At 48.7% G+C, this 18497-nt stretch carries 13 protein-coding genes; 5 read left to right on the top strand and 8 right to left on the bottom strand.

Annotated elements, in window-relative coordinates; translation table 11 throughout:
* Positions 1 to 6: 6 nt before the first annotated feature.
* From DSM2777_RS04400 to DSM2777_RS04390, 3 genes are read right to left on the bottom strand one after another with little or no spacing between them, the layout of a single operon-like run.
* Positions 7 to 2604, bottom strand: a complete 2598-nt coding sequence (locus DSM2777_RS04400; RefSeq protein WP_061553270.1) for a fimbria/pilus outer membrane usher protein — start codon at positions 2602 to 2604, stop codon at positions 7 to 9.
* Between the two features lie 40 nt (positions 2605 to 2644).
* A complete protein-coding gene (locus DSM2777_RS04395; protein ID WP_061553269.1) occupies positions 2645 to 3358 on the bottom strand; it encodes a fimbrial biogenesis chaperone in 714 nt (237 codons plus the stop codon).
* 48 nt (positions 3359 to 3406) lie between these two features.
* Positions 3407 to 3946, bottom strand: a complete 540-nt coding sequence (locus DSM2777_RS04390; protein WP_046458406.1) for a fimbrial protein — start codon at positions 3944 to 3946, stop codon at positions 3407 to 3409.
* A gap of 1447 nt (positions 3947 to 5393) precedes the next feature.
* Here DSM2777_RS04390 and mgtA point away from each other — a divergent pair.
* Positions 5394 to 8102: a magnesium-translocating P-type ATPase gene (gene mgtA, locus DSM2777_RS04385; protein ID WP_046458407.1), complete on the top strand. Its 2709-nt coding sequence runs from the start codon at positions 5394 to 5396 to the stop codon at positions 8100 to 8102.
* 60 nt (positions 8103 to 8162) lie between these two features.
* On the opposite strand, the gene DSM2777_RS04380 is transcribed toward mgtA, so the two are convergent.
* Positions 8163 to 8492 carry a type II toxin-antitoxin system HicB family antitoxin gene (locus DSM2777_RS04380; protein ID WP_061553268.1) on the bottom strand — a complete coding sequence of 110 codons (330 nt, stop codon included), beginning with the start codon at positions 8490 to 8492 and terminating at the stop codon, positions 8163 to 8165.
* Entirely contained in the window at positions 8489 to 8758 is a 270-nt protein-coding gene (locus DSM2777_RS04375) for a type II toxin-antitoxin system HicA family toxin (protein WP_046458409.1), read from the bottom strand. The genes DSM2777_RS04380 and DSM2777_RS04375 overlap by 4 nt, the downstream gene beginning before the upstream one ends.
* A 304-nt stretch (positions 8759 to 9062) precedes the next feature.
* On the opposite strand from DSM2777_RS04375, the gene DSM2777_RS04370 reads away from it, so the two are divergent.
* On the top strand, positions 9063 to 9638 hold the full coding sequence (locus DSM2777_RS04370) for a nuclear transport factor 2 family protein (RefSeq protein ID WP_046458410.1): 576 nt from the start codon (positions 9063 to 9065) through the stop codon (positions 9636 to 9638).
* Between the two features lie 41 nt (positions 9639 to 9679).
* Here DSM2777_RS04370 and DSM2777_RS04365 read toward each other — a convergent pair whose 3' ends face one another.
* The gene (locus DSM2777_RS04365) at positions 9680 to 10876 is read right to left on the bottom strand and encodes a BaiN/RdsA family NAD(P)/FAD-dependent oxidoreductase (RefSeq protein ID WP_061553267.1); all 1197 of its coding nucleotides are present in this window, start codon (positions 10874 to 10876) and stop codon (positions 9680 to 9682) included.
* A gap of 323 nt (positions 10877 to 11199) precedes the next feature.
* On the opposite strand from DSM2777_RS04365, the gene pitA reads away from it, so the two are divergent.
* Positions 11200 to 12693, top strand: a complete 1494-nt coding sequence (gene pitA, locus DSM2777_RS04360; protein ID WP_046458412.1) for an inorganic phosphate transporter PitA — start codon at positions 11200 to 11202, stop codon at positions 12691 to 12693.
* A gap of 49 nt (positions 12694 to 12742) precedes the next feature.
* Here pitA and DSM2777_RS04355 read toward each other — a convergent pair whose 3' ends face one another.
* Together DSM2777_RS04355 and uspB are read right to left on the bottom strand one after the other, a co-directional pair.
* Complete coding sequence (locus DSM2777_RS04355; RefSeq protein WP_061553266.1) at positions 12743 to 14056, bottom strand: sodium-dependent transporter; 1314 nt, start codon at positions 14054 to 14056, stop codon at positions 12743 to 12745.
* Positions 14057 to 14363: 307 nt separating this feature from the next.
* Entirely contained in the window at positions 14364 to 14699 is a 336-nt protein-coding gene (uspB, locus tag DSM2777_RS04350) for a universal stress protein UspB (RefSeq protein WP_025799478.1), read from the bottom strand.
* A 786-nt stretch (positions 14700 to 15485) separates the two neighbouring features.
* Between uspB and uspA the strand changes: the two genes are divergently transcribed.
* Positions 15486 to 15923 carry a universal stress protein UspA gene (gene uspA, locus DSM2777_RS04345; protein ID WP_008815546.1) on the top strand — a complete coding sequence of 146 codons (438 nt, stop codon included), beginning with the start codon at positions 15486 to 15488 and terminating at the stop codon, positions 15921 to 15923.
* 906 nt (positions 15924 to 16829) lie between these two features.
* Positions 16830 to 18308: a dipeptide/tripeptide permease DtpB gene (gene dtpB / locus DSM2777_RS04340; RefSeq protein ID WP_061553265.1), complete on the top strand. Its 1479-nt coding sequence runs from the start codon at positions 16830 to 16832 to the stop codon at positions 18306 to 18308.
* Positions 18309 to 18497 lie beyond the last annotated feature (189 nt).

Below are 18497 nucleotides of genomic sequence, written 5' to 3'. Positions count from 1 at the left end.
TTCCCCTTAATGTACACATTGCCCAGAAACAGAAACCAACTCCTGCTCTTCAGACGACTCTGGTAAGACGTAGCTCACGCGACACATCTCTTCTGCACTCTCACCCCAACGCACGGTCAACGTGCCTTGTCGCTCGCGCACACGGGCATAAATCAGGCTCGCTTGGCCAGACATCCCCACCACGTGATTTTGGTCATCCACGACGTTGGCGCCCATTGGCAAAGCATCGGTGCCGTTGATTTTGGCTTTGATTAACACGCCATAACCACTCAGCGTATCGAAAGCTGCCTTCACAGCAGCACCCGCATACGGGATCACGCGGCTTTGCGTGCTCTTAAGCTCGGTATGCTTGTTGATCCCTTTCGGATCAAGGCTGATCGTGTTGTAACGATAAGGCGTCAGCGACGGAATAATGGCGTAGCCATTGCTGTCTATGCGAGCGCCCTGCCCATTTTTCACCAGTGCGCCCTTAGCGCCTTTGGCTTCAACCAAACCAAACGTCTCACTCAGATAAGGCCCAACCGTGATGCCTCCCTGATGAATCACCGCAGCACCGCGCCCGCCGACACCCCATTGGGTATATTCACTTGAGGCGGAATAACTGCCGTTAAGCGTACCGAACGCAGAGTTCTTTTGCAGATTCGCGCCCCAGTTCTTAGTACTACCCGCTTGGTTTTCGCGATTTTGCTGGTATCCGGCATACACCGAATAATTCAGCGTTCCTTGTTCATCTAACATCCCGGAAAGGGATGTTTGCGCTGAGTTACCTGAGCTATCGGCATGGCTGAGCGACGTCGAAACATAGTTTTCACGCCCGCCAAACGAAAGCGGAATTGAGAACGTGAGCGTAATCAGGTTCTCAGTGTTACCCACGTAGGAAGAGGAATACCTACGCTCAGAATCATCATCACCACCAATATCCATTTGGTTGCGGTATATCGACTGCTGACGACTGATCGCCAAGTTGTAGCTGATACTTTTCCAACTGTTGGAATAACCCAGCTGAAGCTGCGTATTACGCGATTGATTATCGTAGTAATCCATTACCGATCCGGACAAATACAGGCTGCCGTAATCACCCAGCGTCTGGTTAATCATCGCGGTAAACTGATTTCGCTGGTTCAAGGTGTCTGACTTGAACACATTGTTTGAACCATGCTTTTTACTTGCCCGCTCGCCTAATACGTCACTCAACTCGCGGTAACCTTCCGTGGAATAGCGATAGCCTGCCAGCGCAACGTTAGTACCGGTGTAATCGAACGTTCGGCTATACGAAGCCTGCACACGCCACCCTGACTGGCTTTGTTCATCATCAATTTTGGCATGCGACCACGTCGTATTCACACCGAATGCGCCTAACCAATGGCTCCATACGCCACCGGCCAAAATAGCCTGATAATCATCAGCAACACGTACGCCGAGGTTGCCAGTAAGGCTATTGGAAAGCCCGCGTTCATAGGTAAAATCACCGAACAGGTTCTGCGTACCGCCGTAATCACGCGCTTTACCGATGAGAGCGTTATAGCGACCAACGCCAGGACGCATCGAATCAGGCACCGCAGAAAATGGCACGGTAAACGTTGAGCTACGCCCATTCGCTTCGATAACTTCGACCTTCAAGTCACCCTCATAGTGGGTGCTGCTCAAATCATCGATAACAAAAGGCCCCTGAGGGACGTTAGTTTCGTAGATAGTGCGGCCGTTTTGGCTCACCACGACGCGCGCGTTGGTCTGCGCTGTTCCACGGATCTCAGGCGCATAGCCACGCCGCGACTGTGGCCACATACGTTGATCGGTTTCCAGCTTAACGCCGTTAAACGCCATGCTGCCAAACAGCGAACCCCCGCTGTAACTTTGACCAATCATTAAGTTGCTGTTCAACGCCGCAATCGGCCTTTGCAAATAGGTTTGCAGCGATTGCCACTGATAATGGGATTGGCTCGGCGATTGGCTATACGTTGCCGATGATTGCTGTCGTAACTGCCATAAACCTAGGTTGATACCTGATTTCAAGCCAAGAAAGCCATACTGGCTGGTACCACCCGATCCTGAACGATAGCGGCTTTGATAATAGTTAGTGCTGTAGTTGAGGAACATCAACGATTCCCCAGCATCCCAGCTTTCCACGGGAACCGCGTCACGCGGCGAGCGCGTGAGTAAAGCCTGAGGAATATAGAGATCCAGACGCAGCCGAGGCTGGTCAAAGGCCCAACTTGCCCCTTTGAGCAACTCTTCAGGCGCCTGACATACCGTTTTTTCTTGTGGATCGGCAGTTTTATCGACAGGCGGCAGCGAACTTTCGTTAACCCCCGATTCCAAATAAAAATCGCGGCTAAGGCAAGGTTCGCTCTTTTCTTGAGCTGAGTTGTTAACAAAGTCAACGCTGTCCCGCTGCATAAAACGACCATTCAGATAAATATCGACTGAATATTTTCCCGCAGCGGTATTATTATCCGTATTAAAACGCTTTAGTCCCTTAGCAAATCCACCACCTAAAAACAATGACTCATCAAAGGTATATTGGCTATTATCTGTCGCCCACGAATAAACGCTCATCGGGAATAATGCACAGGTAATCCACGAAGCTAATTTACGATTATTCATCTAAATACCCTCTCATTCCATGAGATGAATGAGGAATCCATCATAATTGGTAACGGTGCGTTATTTTCGCTCCATGATCGTTAATATAATTAATCGTTAACTCAGGATTTCTAACTTTGCTTGTCACCGGCCAAGTGTCAGAACTAAATGGGGCGATCATTTTATTGCCGAGTTGAGTTACTTTATTTTCTGATAAAATACTCGCCCCTGAAATAGACAGGTAATAGCCACTCATATTTTCTAATTCAACTGCGTAAGTGTTCCCACGCTGAACTATTTTTGGTTTTACATGCAGAGCGATCTCTGTCGGAGATGTCGTTATTCCAGCAGGGCGATAAAAAACCTTCACTCTGTTACGCAGCATTATCAGCATTTGATTGCTGCTACTTTTTGCTTCTCTCGGTGGGATTTGCAAAAAATTAAGGTAATAGACGGACTCGCGATCCTGAGGTAATTGAGCCCCAGTAAACATTAACCGTACAGTTTGACCTGCTTTTGCCGCCATTTTAAAAAATGGCGGGGTAATAATGAATGGCGCTTGGCCTGTTTCAGGCGTTGAGTCTTCATTACCGCTGTCCATCCATACCTGAATCACATTAGGAAAATCATCGTGATTAGTCAGTTGGATATTTACCTCTTTGTTTTGTGCAGGATAAACCACACGGTTTCCTGTCATCACCACGCTTGCCTGTGCCGAAGCAACCAGACAGAGCGCCAAAACACATCCAGTAAAAACATCCATGACAGATAACATATTGTTGTTCCTAAATAATTTACAGACCGGCATCCCGGTCTGTATGGCTTACTGGTAAGAAATTGCGTACTGTAGTGAGCCCGCTACGGTGCCCGCGGTGGCTGCTGCTGTCGCGTAATACTGAACAGCGAAGTCATGTGTAGCTTCGGTTTCACCTTGTTTCAGTACCAGACCATCAACGCTTTGAGGGCTCGTTAAATTAATACCCGCAGTGTCTTGCGTGCTTTTCAGAATTTGTAATTCAACGTTTCCTGCGCCACCGGTATTACCCAGGTTGCCGCTATTGGTCACGTTATTACCAACGAAAACGGTTTTAATATTGGTGTCTGCTGCATCGTTTTTGGTGCAACCAGTGACGCCCAGAGTAAATATCGTTTGGCCAGCAGTATCGCCAGACGCACCCAAATCAGTAGCAGCTACGGTTGGCAGCAAAACAATTGGGCTAGCGTCATTTCCGTTAATAGAAACAGAGCAAGTCTGAGCGGTAACTTCACCTTGGAAAGTGATGGTATTCGCACTGATTGCCATTGCAGATGCAGAAACAAAACAGCCCGCCATTAATGCGATTGATAAAATAGATTTATTCATTAGGTTCTATCCTTTAATTTATACAGATGACTATCGTTATTTGTTTTAACGATCTTATTAATTTAAAAATCCCTGTTTTTTTAGTCGCTAGAATAAAAACGGGCCATTTGGTGTTTACTGCAGAATGAAGCGCGATCACTCTGGAGTAGAAACCTAAAGCAAGCTTTTAGTTACCTAAGGAAACAAAAACGTCGAATTAAAAGTGCATTTCACAGCAAACAAAAATGTATTCATGATCCTTCACCTATATATCGGCTAACACCACTTTTCTATGCGTTCACATAGCAGGAAGCGTTCCTCTTATCCGAGAGGAATATGCGTAATTAACCAAGAGATTTGTTATATATTTTTTAATTCGATTCAGTTCATCCTTATAAACGTGACCAGATAGAAAGTAAGAAAAGATTAACAGACTGGTCAGAAGATTCCTATACCCACAAAGTTAACAAGGCGTTAAATAAATGTTATTTCATTCGAAAGTAAGACCTATTTCAGGCGCTAAATTGATAACATTTGTGAATGCAAGGTAAAAAAACACCATGTTTTACATATAATTAGCATGTTTATCATGAGTGCTAACTTTTTTACCTACAAAAAATCGACCCATTTTTGTGCAGGGTGTACATTTTTGGGGTCATATCTAAAAACATGCTTTTTTGCAAAAATACATAGATGGGTCGTGATCAATTTTTGCAAAAATAAGATAAATCGTGTTTTTGCGGCCTTCGCTATATCTATATGTTTTCGCTGCCCCGTTACATCCAGATGCAATAAATCACTTACGTTGACTATTGGTTTATCAAATCAACCTTTACATAACCAATAACCACACCTATAGTTTGCGCAGTTAATCAGCGGAGATCCTTCCTTGGAAAGTCAGAGTAGTAATTTACATAGCAGTGACATATCACTGGCAAGCTGACTGTCTCCCCAGATGCTTTGCTTGCCAGACTCGGCGGGCAGCATCACTTCTCATATTAGAACTGTTGCATACCCTTAAAGACGCTATCAGCCAATAGGCTGATGGATTTGATGCGGACAGTTATCATGCAAATTTATACTCGCGCCCTATTCCCTCCGGGGAGAAACCTATCGATGTGAGTTGTCGGTAACGTTTAACGTCGCCAACTTTCTCGCGTCTGCTTTTCTTGCTGCTGTTGATTGCACCTAGTCAACCTGCGCAGGAAGGCTTTCTCACGCCGGTATTTCGATATACGTCCACTTTGGACACACAGCAAACACTCTCGCCGCGAGGCGTAAGGAATCAATATGGACGAGCACCCCAGAAGCAACGTTATCCGCGTTGCACGGGCTGACGTGAGCAAACTCCGTCCCTAGTCTGCAACGCATACTCTTAGCCATTGGCTAATTAAGTAATTTAGCGAAAGAAAACTCCTCATTTTGGGGCGGGTTTCTGCACGCAAAAAACAGTGATGAGTACTGTGTTATGACCCAGATAATCGAACAGGCCGCTGAAAAACGCAGCCGCAAAGACAAGAAAAAAGTGACCTATCTGATTGCAGAAGAAGCTGCGGTCAGCTTGGATGCAACCCTATCTAACCTCTCTTCAAACCTCAGCGGACTTGAGGAAGAAGACGCACGCGAACGCCTGCTGGAAGCTGGCCCAAATCAGGTTGCTCATGAAAAAGTGCCGCCTGCTTTGGTGCAGTTAATCAGCGCGTTTAACAATCCCTTCATTTTTGTTCTGATGGTGCTGGCTGCGATCAGTTTCTTCACCGACTACTGGCTACCGCTACAACGCGGTGAAGAAACCGATCTCATCGGCGTAATCATTATTTTGATCATGGTGTCATTAAGCGGATTACTGCGTTTCTGGCAGGAGTTTCGCACCAACAAAGCCGCTGATGCATTGAAATCAATGGTAAGAACCACCGCAACGGTGCTGCGTCGCGCGCATCCTGCGGCCAAAAGCGAGTGCAAAGAGATCCCTCTGCAAGAGCTGGTTCCAGGCGATATTATTTTGCTTTCCGCAGGCGATATGGTTCCTGCCGACGTCAAATTAATTGAATCACGCGATCTGTTTATCAGCCAAGCCGTTCTAACCGGCGAAGCTATTCCAATTGAAAAATACGATGTTACTGCCAGTATCAGCCAAAAATCATGCAGCGGCAATAATAGTGAAAGCGAGCTATTAGAGCTGTCCAACATTTGTCTGATGGGAACTAACGTAGCCAGCGGTACCGCGAAAGCCGTTGTGGTTGCGACCGGTGGCAAAACCTATTTTGGTTCTCTGGCTAAATCCATTGTTGGCACACGCACACAAACGTCGTTTGACCGTGGTGTTAACAGCGTTAGCTGGCTGCTGATCCGCTTTATGCTGGTGATGGTACCTGTTGTTCTATTGATCAACGGCTTCACCAAAGGTGATTGGGCAGACGCCGCGCTGTTTGCTTTGGCCGTTGCCGTGGGCTTAACCCCAGAAATGCTGCCAATGATCGTAAGCTCGAACTTGGCGAAAGGGGCAATTACCATGTCCCGCCGTAAAGTTGTAGTTAAGCGTTTGAATGCCATACAAAACTTTGGTGCGATGGACGTCCTGTGTACGGATAAAACCGGCACACTAACGCAAGACCGCATCATTCTTGAACATCACATCGACATCAATGGGCACGAGAACAAAGAAGTGCTACAACTGGCGTGGCTAAACAGCTACCACCAGAGCGGCATGAAAAACTTGATGGATAAAGCGGTCATCCGCTTCGGGCGTGCTCGCCCTGAAGTTGAGGCTATGGCTCGGTTTAGCAAAATTGACGAACTGCCATTCGACTTTATTCGCCGCCGCCTGTCGATTGTGGTGAGTGATGAACAACGCCGCCATACGTTGATTTGCAAAGGTGCCGTCGAAGAGATGCTGGCTATTGCCACGCATATCAGCGATGACGGCAACATTTTGCCGCTCGACGACAGCGCACGTGCCGAGCTGCTGAAATTAGCCACTCACTATAACGAGCAAGGTTTCCGCGTGCTGATGGTGGGTACGCGTGATTTAGGTATCGATGGCTGCGTTTTCCCGCTGAGCAACAGCGACGAGCGCGATTTAGTGATTTGCGGGTTACTGACGTTCCTCGATCCACCAAAAGAGTCTGCGGCTGAGGCGATCACCGCGCTGCGTGAAAACGGCGTGATGGTTAAAGTACTGACCGGCGATAACCCAATTATCACCAGCAAAATCTGCCGTGATGTGGGTTTGGAACCGGGCGAACCTCTGCTAGGTAGCGAAATTGAAGGCATGAGCGACGAGCACCTTGCCTTGCTGGCCGAGCAACGCACCGTGTTTGCGAAGCTAACGCCGCTGCAAAAATCACGCGTACTGAAAGCGCTACAAAGCAACGATCATACCGTTGGTTTCTTGGGCGATGGTATCAATGATGCTCCAGCGCTGCGCGATGCCGACGTTGGTATCTCGGTAGACACCGGCACCGATATCGCCAAAGAGTCTGCCGATATCATTCTGTTGGAAAAAGATCTGATGGTGCTGGAAGAAGGCGTCATCACCGGCCGTGAAACCTTCGGGAACATCATTAAGTACCTGAACATGACCGCCAGTTCTAACTTTGGCAACGTGTTCTCCGTGTTAGTCGCAAGTGCATTCATTCCGTTCTTGCCGATGCTTGCCATTCAGCTGTTGCTGCAGAACTTGATGTATGACATCTCACAGCTAACTCTGCCATGGGACAAAATGGACAAAGAGTTCCTACGCAAACCGCGTAAATGGGATGCCAAAAACATTGGGCGTTTCATGCTGTGGATTGGGCCGACGTCATCCATTTTTGATATCACGACCTACGCCATTATGTGGTTTGTCTTTGCCGCCAACAGCATTGAACATCAGGCGCTGTTCCAGTCTGGCTGGTTTATTGAAGGCTTGCTGTCACAAACGCTGGTTGTGCATATGCTGCGTACCCAGAAGATCCCGTTCATTCAAAGCACGGCGGCGCTGCCGGTCATGCTCACCACGGGCATCATCATGGCGCTTGGTATTTATATTCCGTTCTCACCGCTGGGCACATGGGTAGGCTTACAACCGCTGCCATGGCAGTACTTCCCATGGTTAGTGGGTACGCTGTTCAGCTATTGCGTTGTTACTCAGCTCATGAAGCGTTTCTATATTCGTCGTTTCGGACAGTGGTTCTAATCTCGAATTCTGATTGGACCTAAAAGCCGCGGTCATCATGCCGCGGCTTTTGCTTTTATATTAAGAACAGACTTTAACTAAGGTATCCGTGATCCACTGGTTCACGCTTTTACCCGCCACCTCTGCAGCCACATTGATTTGTGAGTGCACATCTGGCGGTACACGTAGGCTAATTTTGCCGCTCGCGGGGCGCTGGGGTTCACGCCCTCGTGAGGCGCAATATTCCAGATAATCATCTACCGAAATCTCAAACTCTTTACGCAAATCAGCCACGTTGTCGGCATGAAAGCCGATAATATCTCTGATCCCTGCCAAATGCCCTACCAGACATTTATCTTCTTCGCTGTATTCAATACGTGCTGCATAGCCTTTATAGAGCATAGTGTTCATGGAATAACTCCTAACTCCTCAAGAAAGACTCTGGCATCAATAATCTGATAAATCTTCGCATTCTTTCCAGGATGAGGCCGATGAAATGCAACCGACAAACTACCGATTTCAAATTTAACCCGTGAGCCTTGACCTTCAGAAACCACGGCACCGAGGGCGATTAACAAGTTTTCAATCTTCCGCCACTCTAGCGTTCGTATCGGCGGGTTAGTGAAAATAACGTATAGCGTTCGTTGGTGTCTGGCACTGAGCTTATGAGTCGACATCCTTGCACCTCATCCGTGTCGCTCACGCGATAACGATATCAAAAATTGATATCATAGCAAGCGTTTTGCGATGAAAATTTGAGCGCAATGTAGAGCGAATTGAATGCAGTGACTAACAGCTAAACGCCGTTATTTATCCTGCCTCGCAAACAAAAAATGTATCCCCAGTGGGATGGGATAATCTCTGCGGCACTTCTCGCATAATCCATTTAAGTGACAGCCACCTATACTGATCCTTCGTACCGTTTGTGCGCCAACAGCACAACATCAGCGACATGCTGCTCATCCTATTTAGAGACATCACATGACACATTCTTGGGAAGACCGTTTAATCATTGCCGATTTAATGACGGGTTGGATGCACAGAGATCTGGCCGAGTGGGACAAAATGCTAGAACTGTTTCACCCAGACGGAACCATCGAGGTGACATGGTTTGAAGGCTTATTTACCGAGTTTGTGAAAGGCTCCCAGCGCATGGGAAATTCTGCGTTAGTCACTAAGCACCTTATCGGCTCACCGATGATCCAGTTTAACGGCGACAAAGCTATCGCTGAAACCAACGCCATGATCGTGATTGAAAATGCGCAAATGAAACTCGGTGCCAGCGTTCATAACCGTTTTTACGACTGGGTGGAAAAACGTAACGGCGTGTGGAAGATCGCGCATCGTCAGTCTATCTATGATTTTGGCTCGTTCAACTTCCCACAGGGCATCGTTGAAATCGATAAAGCCACGGCGGAAAAATTCCCTATCGCCTATGCGCCACTGGCATACCTGTTGGAAAAGAGCGGTTTCCCGCTATCGCGTGAATTTGCCAGCAAAGGCAGCGTGCTAGAAACAGAAATGAAAGCCGAAGGACAAGCGTGGCTGAAAGGATAACGCTCAAATCAATCCGCCCCGAAAGGGGCGGAAGAGCGATTTTATCGTGCCGCCAGCGCCTGCGCACAGGCCCAAGCAGAGCTCCACGCCCATTGGAAGTTATATCCTCCCAGCCAGCCAGTTACGTCTACCACTTCGCCGATAAAGAATAACCCCGGAGCTTTGTGCGCCTGCATGGTTTTCGACGACAGCTCATTGGTATCCACACCGCCTAACGTTACCTCTGCGGTACGGTAGCCCTCGGTTCCGTTCGGGATCACCTGCCAGGCTTGCAAGGTTTCCACCACCTGCATCTGCTGTGAAGCGTTTAGCTGTTTTAGCGTTAGGTCAGGGATTTGCCCTAAGGTTTGCAAGCACTCAACTAAACGTTTAGGAAGCTGTTTTGCTAGCGTATTTTTCAGGCTCTGATTCGGATGCTCAACGCGTTCTGCATCGAGAAAAGCAGACAGATCGCAATCCGGCAGCAGGTTAATCGTCACTTTTTCACCGGCCTGCCAATAACTGGAAAGCTGTAGAATCGCTGGGCCAGACAAACCACGGTGAGTAAAGAGAATGCTTTCGCGGAAGCTAGTGCCTGATTCTGCGGTCACAACCGAAGGAACGGCCACACCCGACAGGGTTTGCAGATGATCTAATAGCGGTTTATGCAGCGTAAACGGCACCAACGCCGCACGCGTTGGCAATACCTTAAGACCAAACTGCTCGGCAATTTTGTAACCGAAAGGCGTGGCACCAAGGCCCGGCATAGAAAGACCGCCGCTGGCAATCACCAGCGATCGACAGTTAACCTGCTCGCCGTTTAGCTGAAGAGAAAACTCGCCGTTCTCCATCCGCTCAACGTTTAAGATTTCACTGCGTAAGCGAATAACTACCTGTCCTATTTCACACTCTTTTAGCAGCATATCCACGATCTGCTCGGCGGAATCGTCGCAAAAAAGCTGACCCAAGGTTTTCTCGTGGTACGCAATTTGATAGCGGCTCACCAGCTCAATAAAATCCCACTGGGTATAACGTGCTAATGCTGATTTGCAGAAGTGTGGATTCTGCGACAAATAAGCCGCAGGCTCGGCATACATGTTAGTAAAGTTGCAGCGACCGCCACCCGACATCAGGATTTTACGTCCTGCTTTTTTGCCGTTATCAACAACCAGCACGCGCAAACCAAGTTGCCCTGCCTGAGCAGCACAAAACAGGCCCGCGGCACCAGCGCCAACGATCACTACATCAAAATTTTCCACACATAACCTCTTATTTCGCGGTTTTAAACGCAGCCGCGAACGTAAATACCGATTTTTCCAATATGAGCTAATCTGGTAATAAATGGCGAAATAATCCCAGACCAGCGGCGGGGGATTGTAAACGGGGTAATTCTTCACCGCCAGTGTCAGAAAAAATTAATCTTAAGATATTCACTCAACATACTGAAATGATAGGACTAATCCGAGATATGTATTGATAACCAATGTAAACAAATCAAAAAAACGTCATATTTTGCTTTTCCCCAGTACGCGTTCTCGCAGATAATGCGCCGCGTTCATGACCACTAACTGGCGTAACGCTTATGCTACATCTATTTGCAGGGCTGGATTTTCACACTGGCCTTATGTTAGTCCTCGCACTGATGTTTGTTTTGTTTTATGAAGCCATCAATGGTTTCCACGACACAGCAAACGCAGTCGCAACAGTTATCTATACTCGTGCACTACGCTCGCAGATTGCGGTCGTTATGGCGGGTGTTTTCAACTTCTTAGGTGTGATGTTGGGTGGCCTCAGCGTCGCCTACGCAATTGTGCACCTCCTCCCAACAGATTTGCTGTTGAACGTGGGCTCGACTCACGGTCTGGCGATGATGTTCTCTCTGCTTCTAGCTGCGATTATCTGGAACCTCGGCACCTGGTATTTTGGTCTGCCGGCATCCAGTTCTCACACGCTAATCGGCGCGATTATCGGTATTGCACTGACAAACGCACTGATATCTAACACTTCCGTGGTGGATGCGCTCAACATTCCGAAGATGCTTGAAATCTTCCTATCGTTGATTCTATCCCCACTCATCGGACTGGTTTTGGCCGGGCTGATGGTATTTGTACTGCGTCGTTACTGGAGCGGCACGAAAAAACGCCGCCGTATGCATATGACGCCTGCTGAACGTGAAAAGATTGATGGCAAACGTAAGCCACCGTTCTGGACACGTATCGCCCTGATCCTGTCGGCTATCGGCGTGAGTTTCTCTCACGGCGCGAACGACGGTCAGAAAGGCATTGGTCTGTTGATGCTGGTATTGATTGGTGTGGCTCCGGCCGGCTTTGTGGTTAACATGGACGCCACTGGCTATGACATCACTCGTACCCGCGATGCCATCACGCATCTGGAACAGTATTATCAGAAGCATCAGGAAGCACTGCCGCATATCGTTGGCATTGAAGAACATCAGCCCGTTGCGCCAAGCACCGGCAACAATGATTTCCATTGTGATTCTTCACGCGCACTGATTGCTATCGACCACAGCAAAGCACTGCTGAACAACCTGCAACGCTACGATGAACTGACCGTTGATCAACGTAATCAGATGCGTCGTTTGCTGATGTGCGTTGCTGATACAGCGGGTAAAGTTGCCAAGCTGCCAGAAACAGACGCTCAGGATAAGCGCTTCCTGAACGACCTGCGCAAAGACCTGCTGGAGACCGTTGAGTACGCACCGATGTGGATTATCGTTGCTGTGGCTCTGGCGCTGTCTCTGGGTACCATGGTTGGCTGGCGTCGCGTAGCGACCACCATCGGTGAGAAGATTGGTAAGAAAGGCATGACCTATGCGCAAGGCGTTTCTGCGCAGATGACTGCCGCCATCTCTATCGGCGTGGCAAGCTACACAGGTATGCCGGTTTCCACCACTCAGGTACTCTCTTCTGCGGTTGCAGGTACCATGATTGTGGACGGCGGCGGTGTACAGAGTAAAACGATCAAAAGCATTCTGCTGGCATGGGTTCTAACCTTACCAGTCGCGATTGTGCTTTCTGGTGGTTTGTACTGGCTGGCGCTGACCTTCGTGATCTAACGCATTCCAACAGTCAAAAGCCCGTTCATTGAACGGGCTTTTTTTTACCTTAAATCAACCCTCGCACCAAAATCACACCGATAAACAGCGGGCCAATATAGCGCCAAGTGATACGCAGGCTGGCACGCCAGAAAGGTGAAATATCCTCTGGCATCAACGTTGCCGCACGCGGCGACCAACCAAATACCAAGCAGATAATAATACCGAACAGCGGCATCATCAGATTCGAAGTTAAGAAATCCAGCACGTCAAACAGCGTTTTGCCGCCCAGCGTAAAACCACTTAATTCACCAAACGATAAAGTCACAGGGATACCCGCCAGCATAATACTCGCGGTGATAATCAGGCTCGCATTGCGGCGCGACCAGCCCCAGCGCCCCTGAGTAAAGGCAACAATATTTTCTAACAGAGAAATCGACGAAGACAGCGCAGCCACCAGCAACAGCAAGAAGAACGCGACGGCCAATATGGCACCACCCGGCAAATGCGCGAAGAACACCGGCATGGTCATAAACGTCAATCCAGGGCCTGCGGCAGGGTCCAGACCCGCCGAGCTTAACGCAGGAAAAATCATTAAGCCCGCCAGCACGCAAACCAGACACGACAGCGTAACCACCCAAACGCTTGAACGCGCAATGCCTTTGCTATCCGGCAAATAAGCCCCGTAGGTCACATGAATACCTAAGCCAATCGACAGCGAGAAGAACGCCAGCCCCAGCGCATCCAGCACGCTTTTTCCGCTCATATGGCTAAAATCAGGATACAGGAACAACTTCAGCCCAGCGCTCGATCCCGGCAGCGTCATACCCACCACAATCAACACCAGCATGATTAAGAACAACAGCGGCATCATGATCTTAACCGCTTTCTCAACGCCGCGCTGCACGCCGCCTAACACCACATAGCAGGTCAGTGCTGCAAACAGCAGATGAGTTATCACTGGCAAAAACGGGTTGCTAATAAAATCGGTAAACAGCGAGTTCAGCTGGCTTGAGTCGGTAATATTCAGCTTGCCCGCCGCCGCCATGAACGTATATCCCACCGTCCAACCGCCAACCACGCTGTAGAAACTGAAAATGCACCATGAGCACGTCACGCCCAGCACGCCAACCCAGCCCCAATGACGTCCTGCCAGCTGCTTAAATGCCTTTACCACGCCCTCACGGGTATGGCTGCCCAGCAGCGTCTCCGCCATGAATACGGCCATCCCCAGCGTAAAACTGAACACCAGAAACACGATCAGAAATGCGCCGCCACCGTTGGTGGCAGACACATAAGGGAATTTCCAAATAGCACCAATGCCAATCGCAGAACCTGCGGCAGCCAAAATATGCCCAATCCGAGATGACCACTGCTGACTCATGCGAACCTCCGAGGGGAGGTAAAAATGCTGAACTTCATGTTGATGCTCCGGTGTTGAATAAACGCTGCCGGAGGGTGCTAGAAACAACAAGGCCGCCCTTCCGGCGGCCTTGTGAAATTTGAATGCGTGCAGGCCACCTAGATGATAAGGAGAAGGAGGCTGAGTTGGAGGTTAACTGCTTGCACGTTAGGATTTCCTAAAATTGAATACCTTTTCAAACTAATCAATGTGCATCGTGCCTGCAATCATTATTTTTCACTTTTACCTTTCGGCAACATTCTGCTGCACCAAAGAATCCCCTATCGGGCTAATACCAAACGGCCATGGCGCACAGGCTAACGACCACCAAACCGCATAGCCCGCTGGTTAAAATAAACTGACGGCGTAGCCGCTCGCAGCGGCGAATAAACTCATCGTCATGGTGATCGAGATAGCGCTGAGCCTGAATATAACGCACCAAACGCACCTGCTTGCTCGGCTGCCCGTGCGAAGTAAAGAAACCACCGCCATCAACATATTGATAAAGCAGCGGATCGCAACCACGCAGAACCACCAGCAACGCACGCAACGAGGAGTAATAGCGCAGCATGTTAATCACGCACACAAAAAACAGCGCCCAAAAAAGCGCGACGGTATTAATCATGATCTCCTCCCGGCATCTTCTCTCGCCAAATCTCGGCGATGAGATAACGGTGCCTTTCAATTTTCTCGCCAGACAACCTTAGTCCAACAGGCATCATCAGACTAAACCACGATGGTTATTATCAACGTCGGCAGAATTACGCTTCACGCTCCGCAACAGTGCCCATTAATCAGTTTAGGAAAGGAACGGAAAAACGGTATGGGGATCACAGAATTAATTTAGCGGGCTAAGCGATAAAACGCAGAATACGCTGGCGAATGATTTTACCTCGCGATTAATCCCTATAAGAAATCGGCCCAATAGAGATAAACCAAATAACAAAAGCAAAAAAAGGTGAAAATCTTTCTTCAGAAGATAATCAGCTCTTGCTTTACAGCCACGCTATCCTTATAAAAAACGGGTCTACTATTTTTAGTCACAGGCTAAAGCGCACGCTACAGAGTGCCCAATAAGACGATTTTTTCGCCGCTTACGCAGTTTTAACGTGTAAGACCGCGAATTTTGTGACGAAAGTATGTGCAGCCTTGGCTCAAAAGAGTAAAACAATAGATAGAAGCAATATGTTAAGGATTTGAGTGACGAGTGTGAGCAAAACGACACCCTCGTGATCTATACCCGAAATGATTCGGGTTGCATTGAGGCAGCGAGTGAACACAGCCAACAAAAATGCAGCCTTAAGTATGATGGGTATGAATGAATGCTAACATGCAGGCATGCAAGCGAAACTAGGTAGCGACACCCAATGCCTGCTCCCCCGTTAACCGGCTTTATGGAAGGAGTAAACTTATGGCTTATAAACACATTCTGGTTGCTGTAGACCTTTCCCCAGAAAGTAACATCTTGGTTGAGAAAGCAGTATCTATGGCGCGCCCTTATGACGCTAAAGTTTCTCTGATTCACGTGGATGTTAACTATTCTGACCTGTACACCGGCCTAATTGACGTGAATCTGGGCGACATGCAGAAACGTATTTCTGACGAAACTCACCACGCCTTGACCGAGCTTTCTCAAAACGCAGGCTACCCAATTACCGAAACCCTGAGCGGCAGCGGTGATTTGGGGCAGGTACTGGTTGATGCCATCAAAAAATACGATATGGACTTGGTTCTGTGCGGACATCATCAGGATTTCTGGAGCAAGCTGATGTCTTCTGCGCGCCAGCTGATCAACACCGTACATATCGACATGCTGATTGTTCCATTGCGTGACGAAGACGAAGACTAACATTTTCGTTCTTCTGCTCAACTAAGCTTTCAACGCCCGCTCTGCGGGCGTTTTTGTTTTTACCCTGCCAACCCCCTCCCAGCCTCCCCCTTCGCAGGGGGAGGAGCCGATCGAGACTCTTACAAGCATCACAGCACAATTCCCTCTCCTGCCAAGGAGAGGGTTAGGGTGGAGTTATTCCAACGCCGATCGCGATTCTTACAAACATCGCAGCACAGTTCCCTCCCCTGCCAAGGAGAGGGTTAGGTTGGGTCATCCCAACGCCGATCGCGATTCTTACAAGCATCACAGCACGGTTCCCTCCCCGGCCAAGGGGAGGGTTAGGAGGGCATTCCAACGCCGAGCGTGATTCTTACAAACATCGCAGCACAGTTCCCTCCCCTGCAAAGGGGAGGGTTAGGGTGGGGTCATCCCAACGCCGATCGCGATTCTTACAAACATCGCAGCACAGTTCCCTCCCCTGCAAAGGGGAGGGTTAGGGTGGGGTCATCCCAACGCCGATCGCGATTCTTACAAACATCGCAGCACAGTTCCCTCCCCTGCCAAGGAGAGGGTTAGGTTGGGTCATCCCAACGCCGATCGCGATTCTTACAAGCATCACAGCACGGTTCCCTCCCCTGCAAAGGGGAGGGTTAGGGTGGGGTTATGCTTTAAGCTTCAGCTAAAAACCTAATGTAGGGCCATTGAATTCTCTACAAAAAAACCGCGAATCATCTTTTAAATAGTGTGATCAACCACTAAGATCGCAATCAGTCCATACAATAATCTACATCATCACCAAAAATCGGCATTAACACGGCATCAAAACATATAAAAACGGAATTCTATTTCATCAGGGATGTATCTTCGGCAGCAGGCTCCGCGCATGCCTACACTTAATTAATCAATATTCGAAGGCGAACTAATATGAATAAGCCCGCCCCAGTCGGTTTATTGCAGCAACCTAAACCGTTTTTCATGATTTTCTTTGTTGAGCTATGGGAACGCTTTGGTTACTACGGCGTGCAAGGCATTCTGGCTGTTTTCTTCGTTAAACAGCTAGGCTTCTCACAGGAACAGGCCTTCATCACCTTCGGCGCATTTGCTGCTTTGGTTTATGGACTGATCTCCATCGGCGGCTACGTTGGCGACCACCTGCTTGGCACCAAACGAACAATGGTATTCGGCGCAATTGTCTTAGCGCTCGGCTACTTCATGACCGGTCTGTCACTGCATAAACCCGATATGATCTTTATCGCCCTCGGGACTATCGCTGTCGGTAACGGCCTGTTTAAAGCCAACCCAGCCAGCCTGCTATCGAAATGCTATCCGCCAAAAGATCCCCGTTTAGACGGCGCATTTACCCTGTTTTATATGTCTATCAATATCGGCTCGCTGTTGTCATTATCACTGGCTCCGATTATTGCCGACAAATATGGCTACGCCGTTACCTATAACTTATGCGGTATTGGTTTAGTCGTCGCACTGCTGGTTTATTTCTGCTGTCGTGGCATGGTGCGTGACATCGGTTCAGAGCCTGATGCCAAACCGATGAACTTCAAAAACCTGCTGCTGGTGCTCATCGGCACCGTAGTGATGGTGTACGTTTGTGCATGGTTGATGCATAACGTCAAAGTCGCCAATATCGTGCTGATCGTGCTGTCGATCATTGTAATTTTCTTCTTCTTCCGTGAAGCGTTTAAACAGAACAAAAGCGACCGCAACCGCATGTACGTGGCTTTCATTTTAATGATTGAAGCCGTGCTGTTTTACATTCTGTATGCCCAGATGCCGACCTCGCTGAACTTCTTTGCGATTAACAACGTGCATCATGAGATCCTTGGTATCGCGATTAACCCAGTCAGCTTCCAGGCGCTAAACCCGTTCTGGGTAGTGGTTGCCAGCCCGATTTTGGCCTCGCTCTATACGCGTTTCGGCGCTAAAGGCAAAGACCTGACCATGCCTGCCAAATTTACGCTGGGTATGTTCCTGTGCTCGCTGGGCTTCCTAACTGCCGCAGCGGCTGGGCTCTGGTTTGCCGATGCGCAGGGTCTGACATCTCCGTGGTTTATTGTGCTGGTTTATCTGTTCCAAAGTCTGGGTGAGCTGATGATCAGCGCCTTAGGCTTGGCCATGGTGGCTGCGCTGGTGCCTCAGTACTTGATGGGCTTCATTCTGGGGATGTGGTTCTTAACTCAGGCCGCCGCCTTCCTGCTTGGTGGCTACGTGGCAACCTTTACCGCCGTGCCTGAAGGCATTAGCGATCCGCTGCAAACCCTGCCAATTTATACCGGCGTATTCAGCAAAATCGGCATCGCCACCTTTGTTATCGCCATCATTATGGCCGCGATGGTGCCATGGCTAAACCGCATGATGAATACCCAACCGGAAAGCCAAAAAGCGTAAATACACGTCTTTTCTTCATTTCCCCTAACGCCTCCATCTGGAGGCGTTTTTATTTGCTACGTGATAATAAATCGCTTGATTAAAAACCTATTCCTAGTGATATAGTCAAAACGCAAACACAAAACACAATTGCATTTATAACCATAAAAAACGCATAAAACATCAACCACGCTTCCCCTAAATAATCCA

This window comes from Obesumbacterium proteus, assembly GCF_001586165.1.
GTDB lineage: Bacteria > Pseudomonadota > Gammaproteobacteria > Enterobacterales > Enterobacteriaceae > Hafnia > Hafnia protea.
Note: the sequence above shows the minus strand (reverse complement) of the source record. Positions and strands in the feature narration are given on the sequence as shown.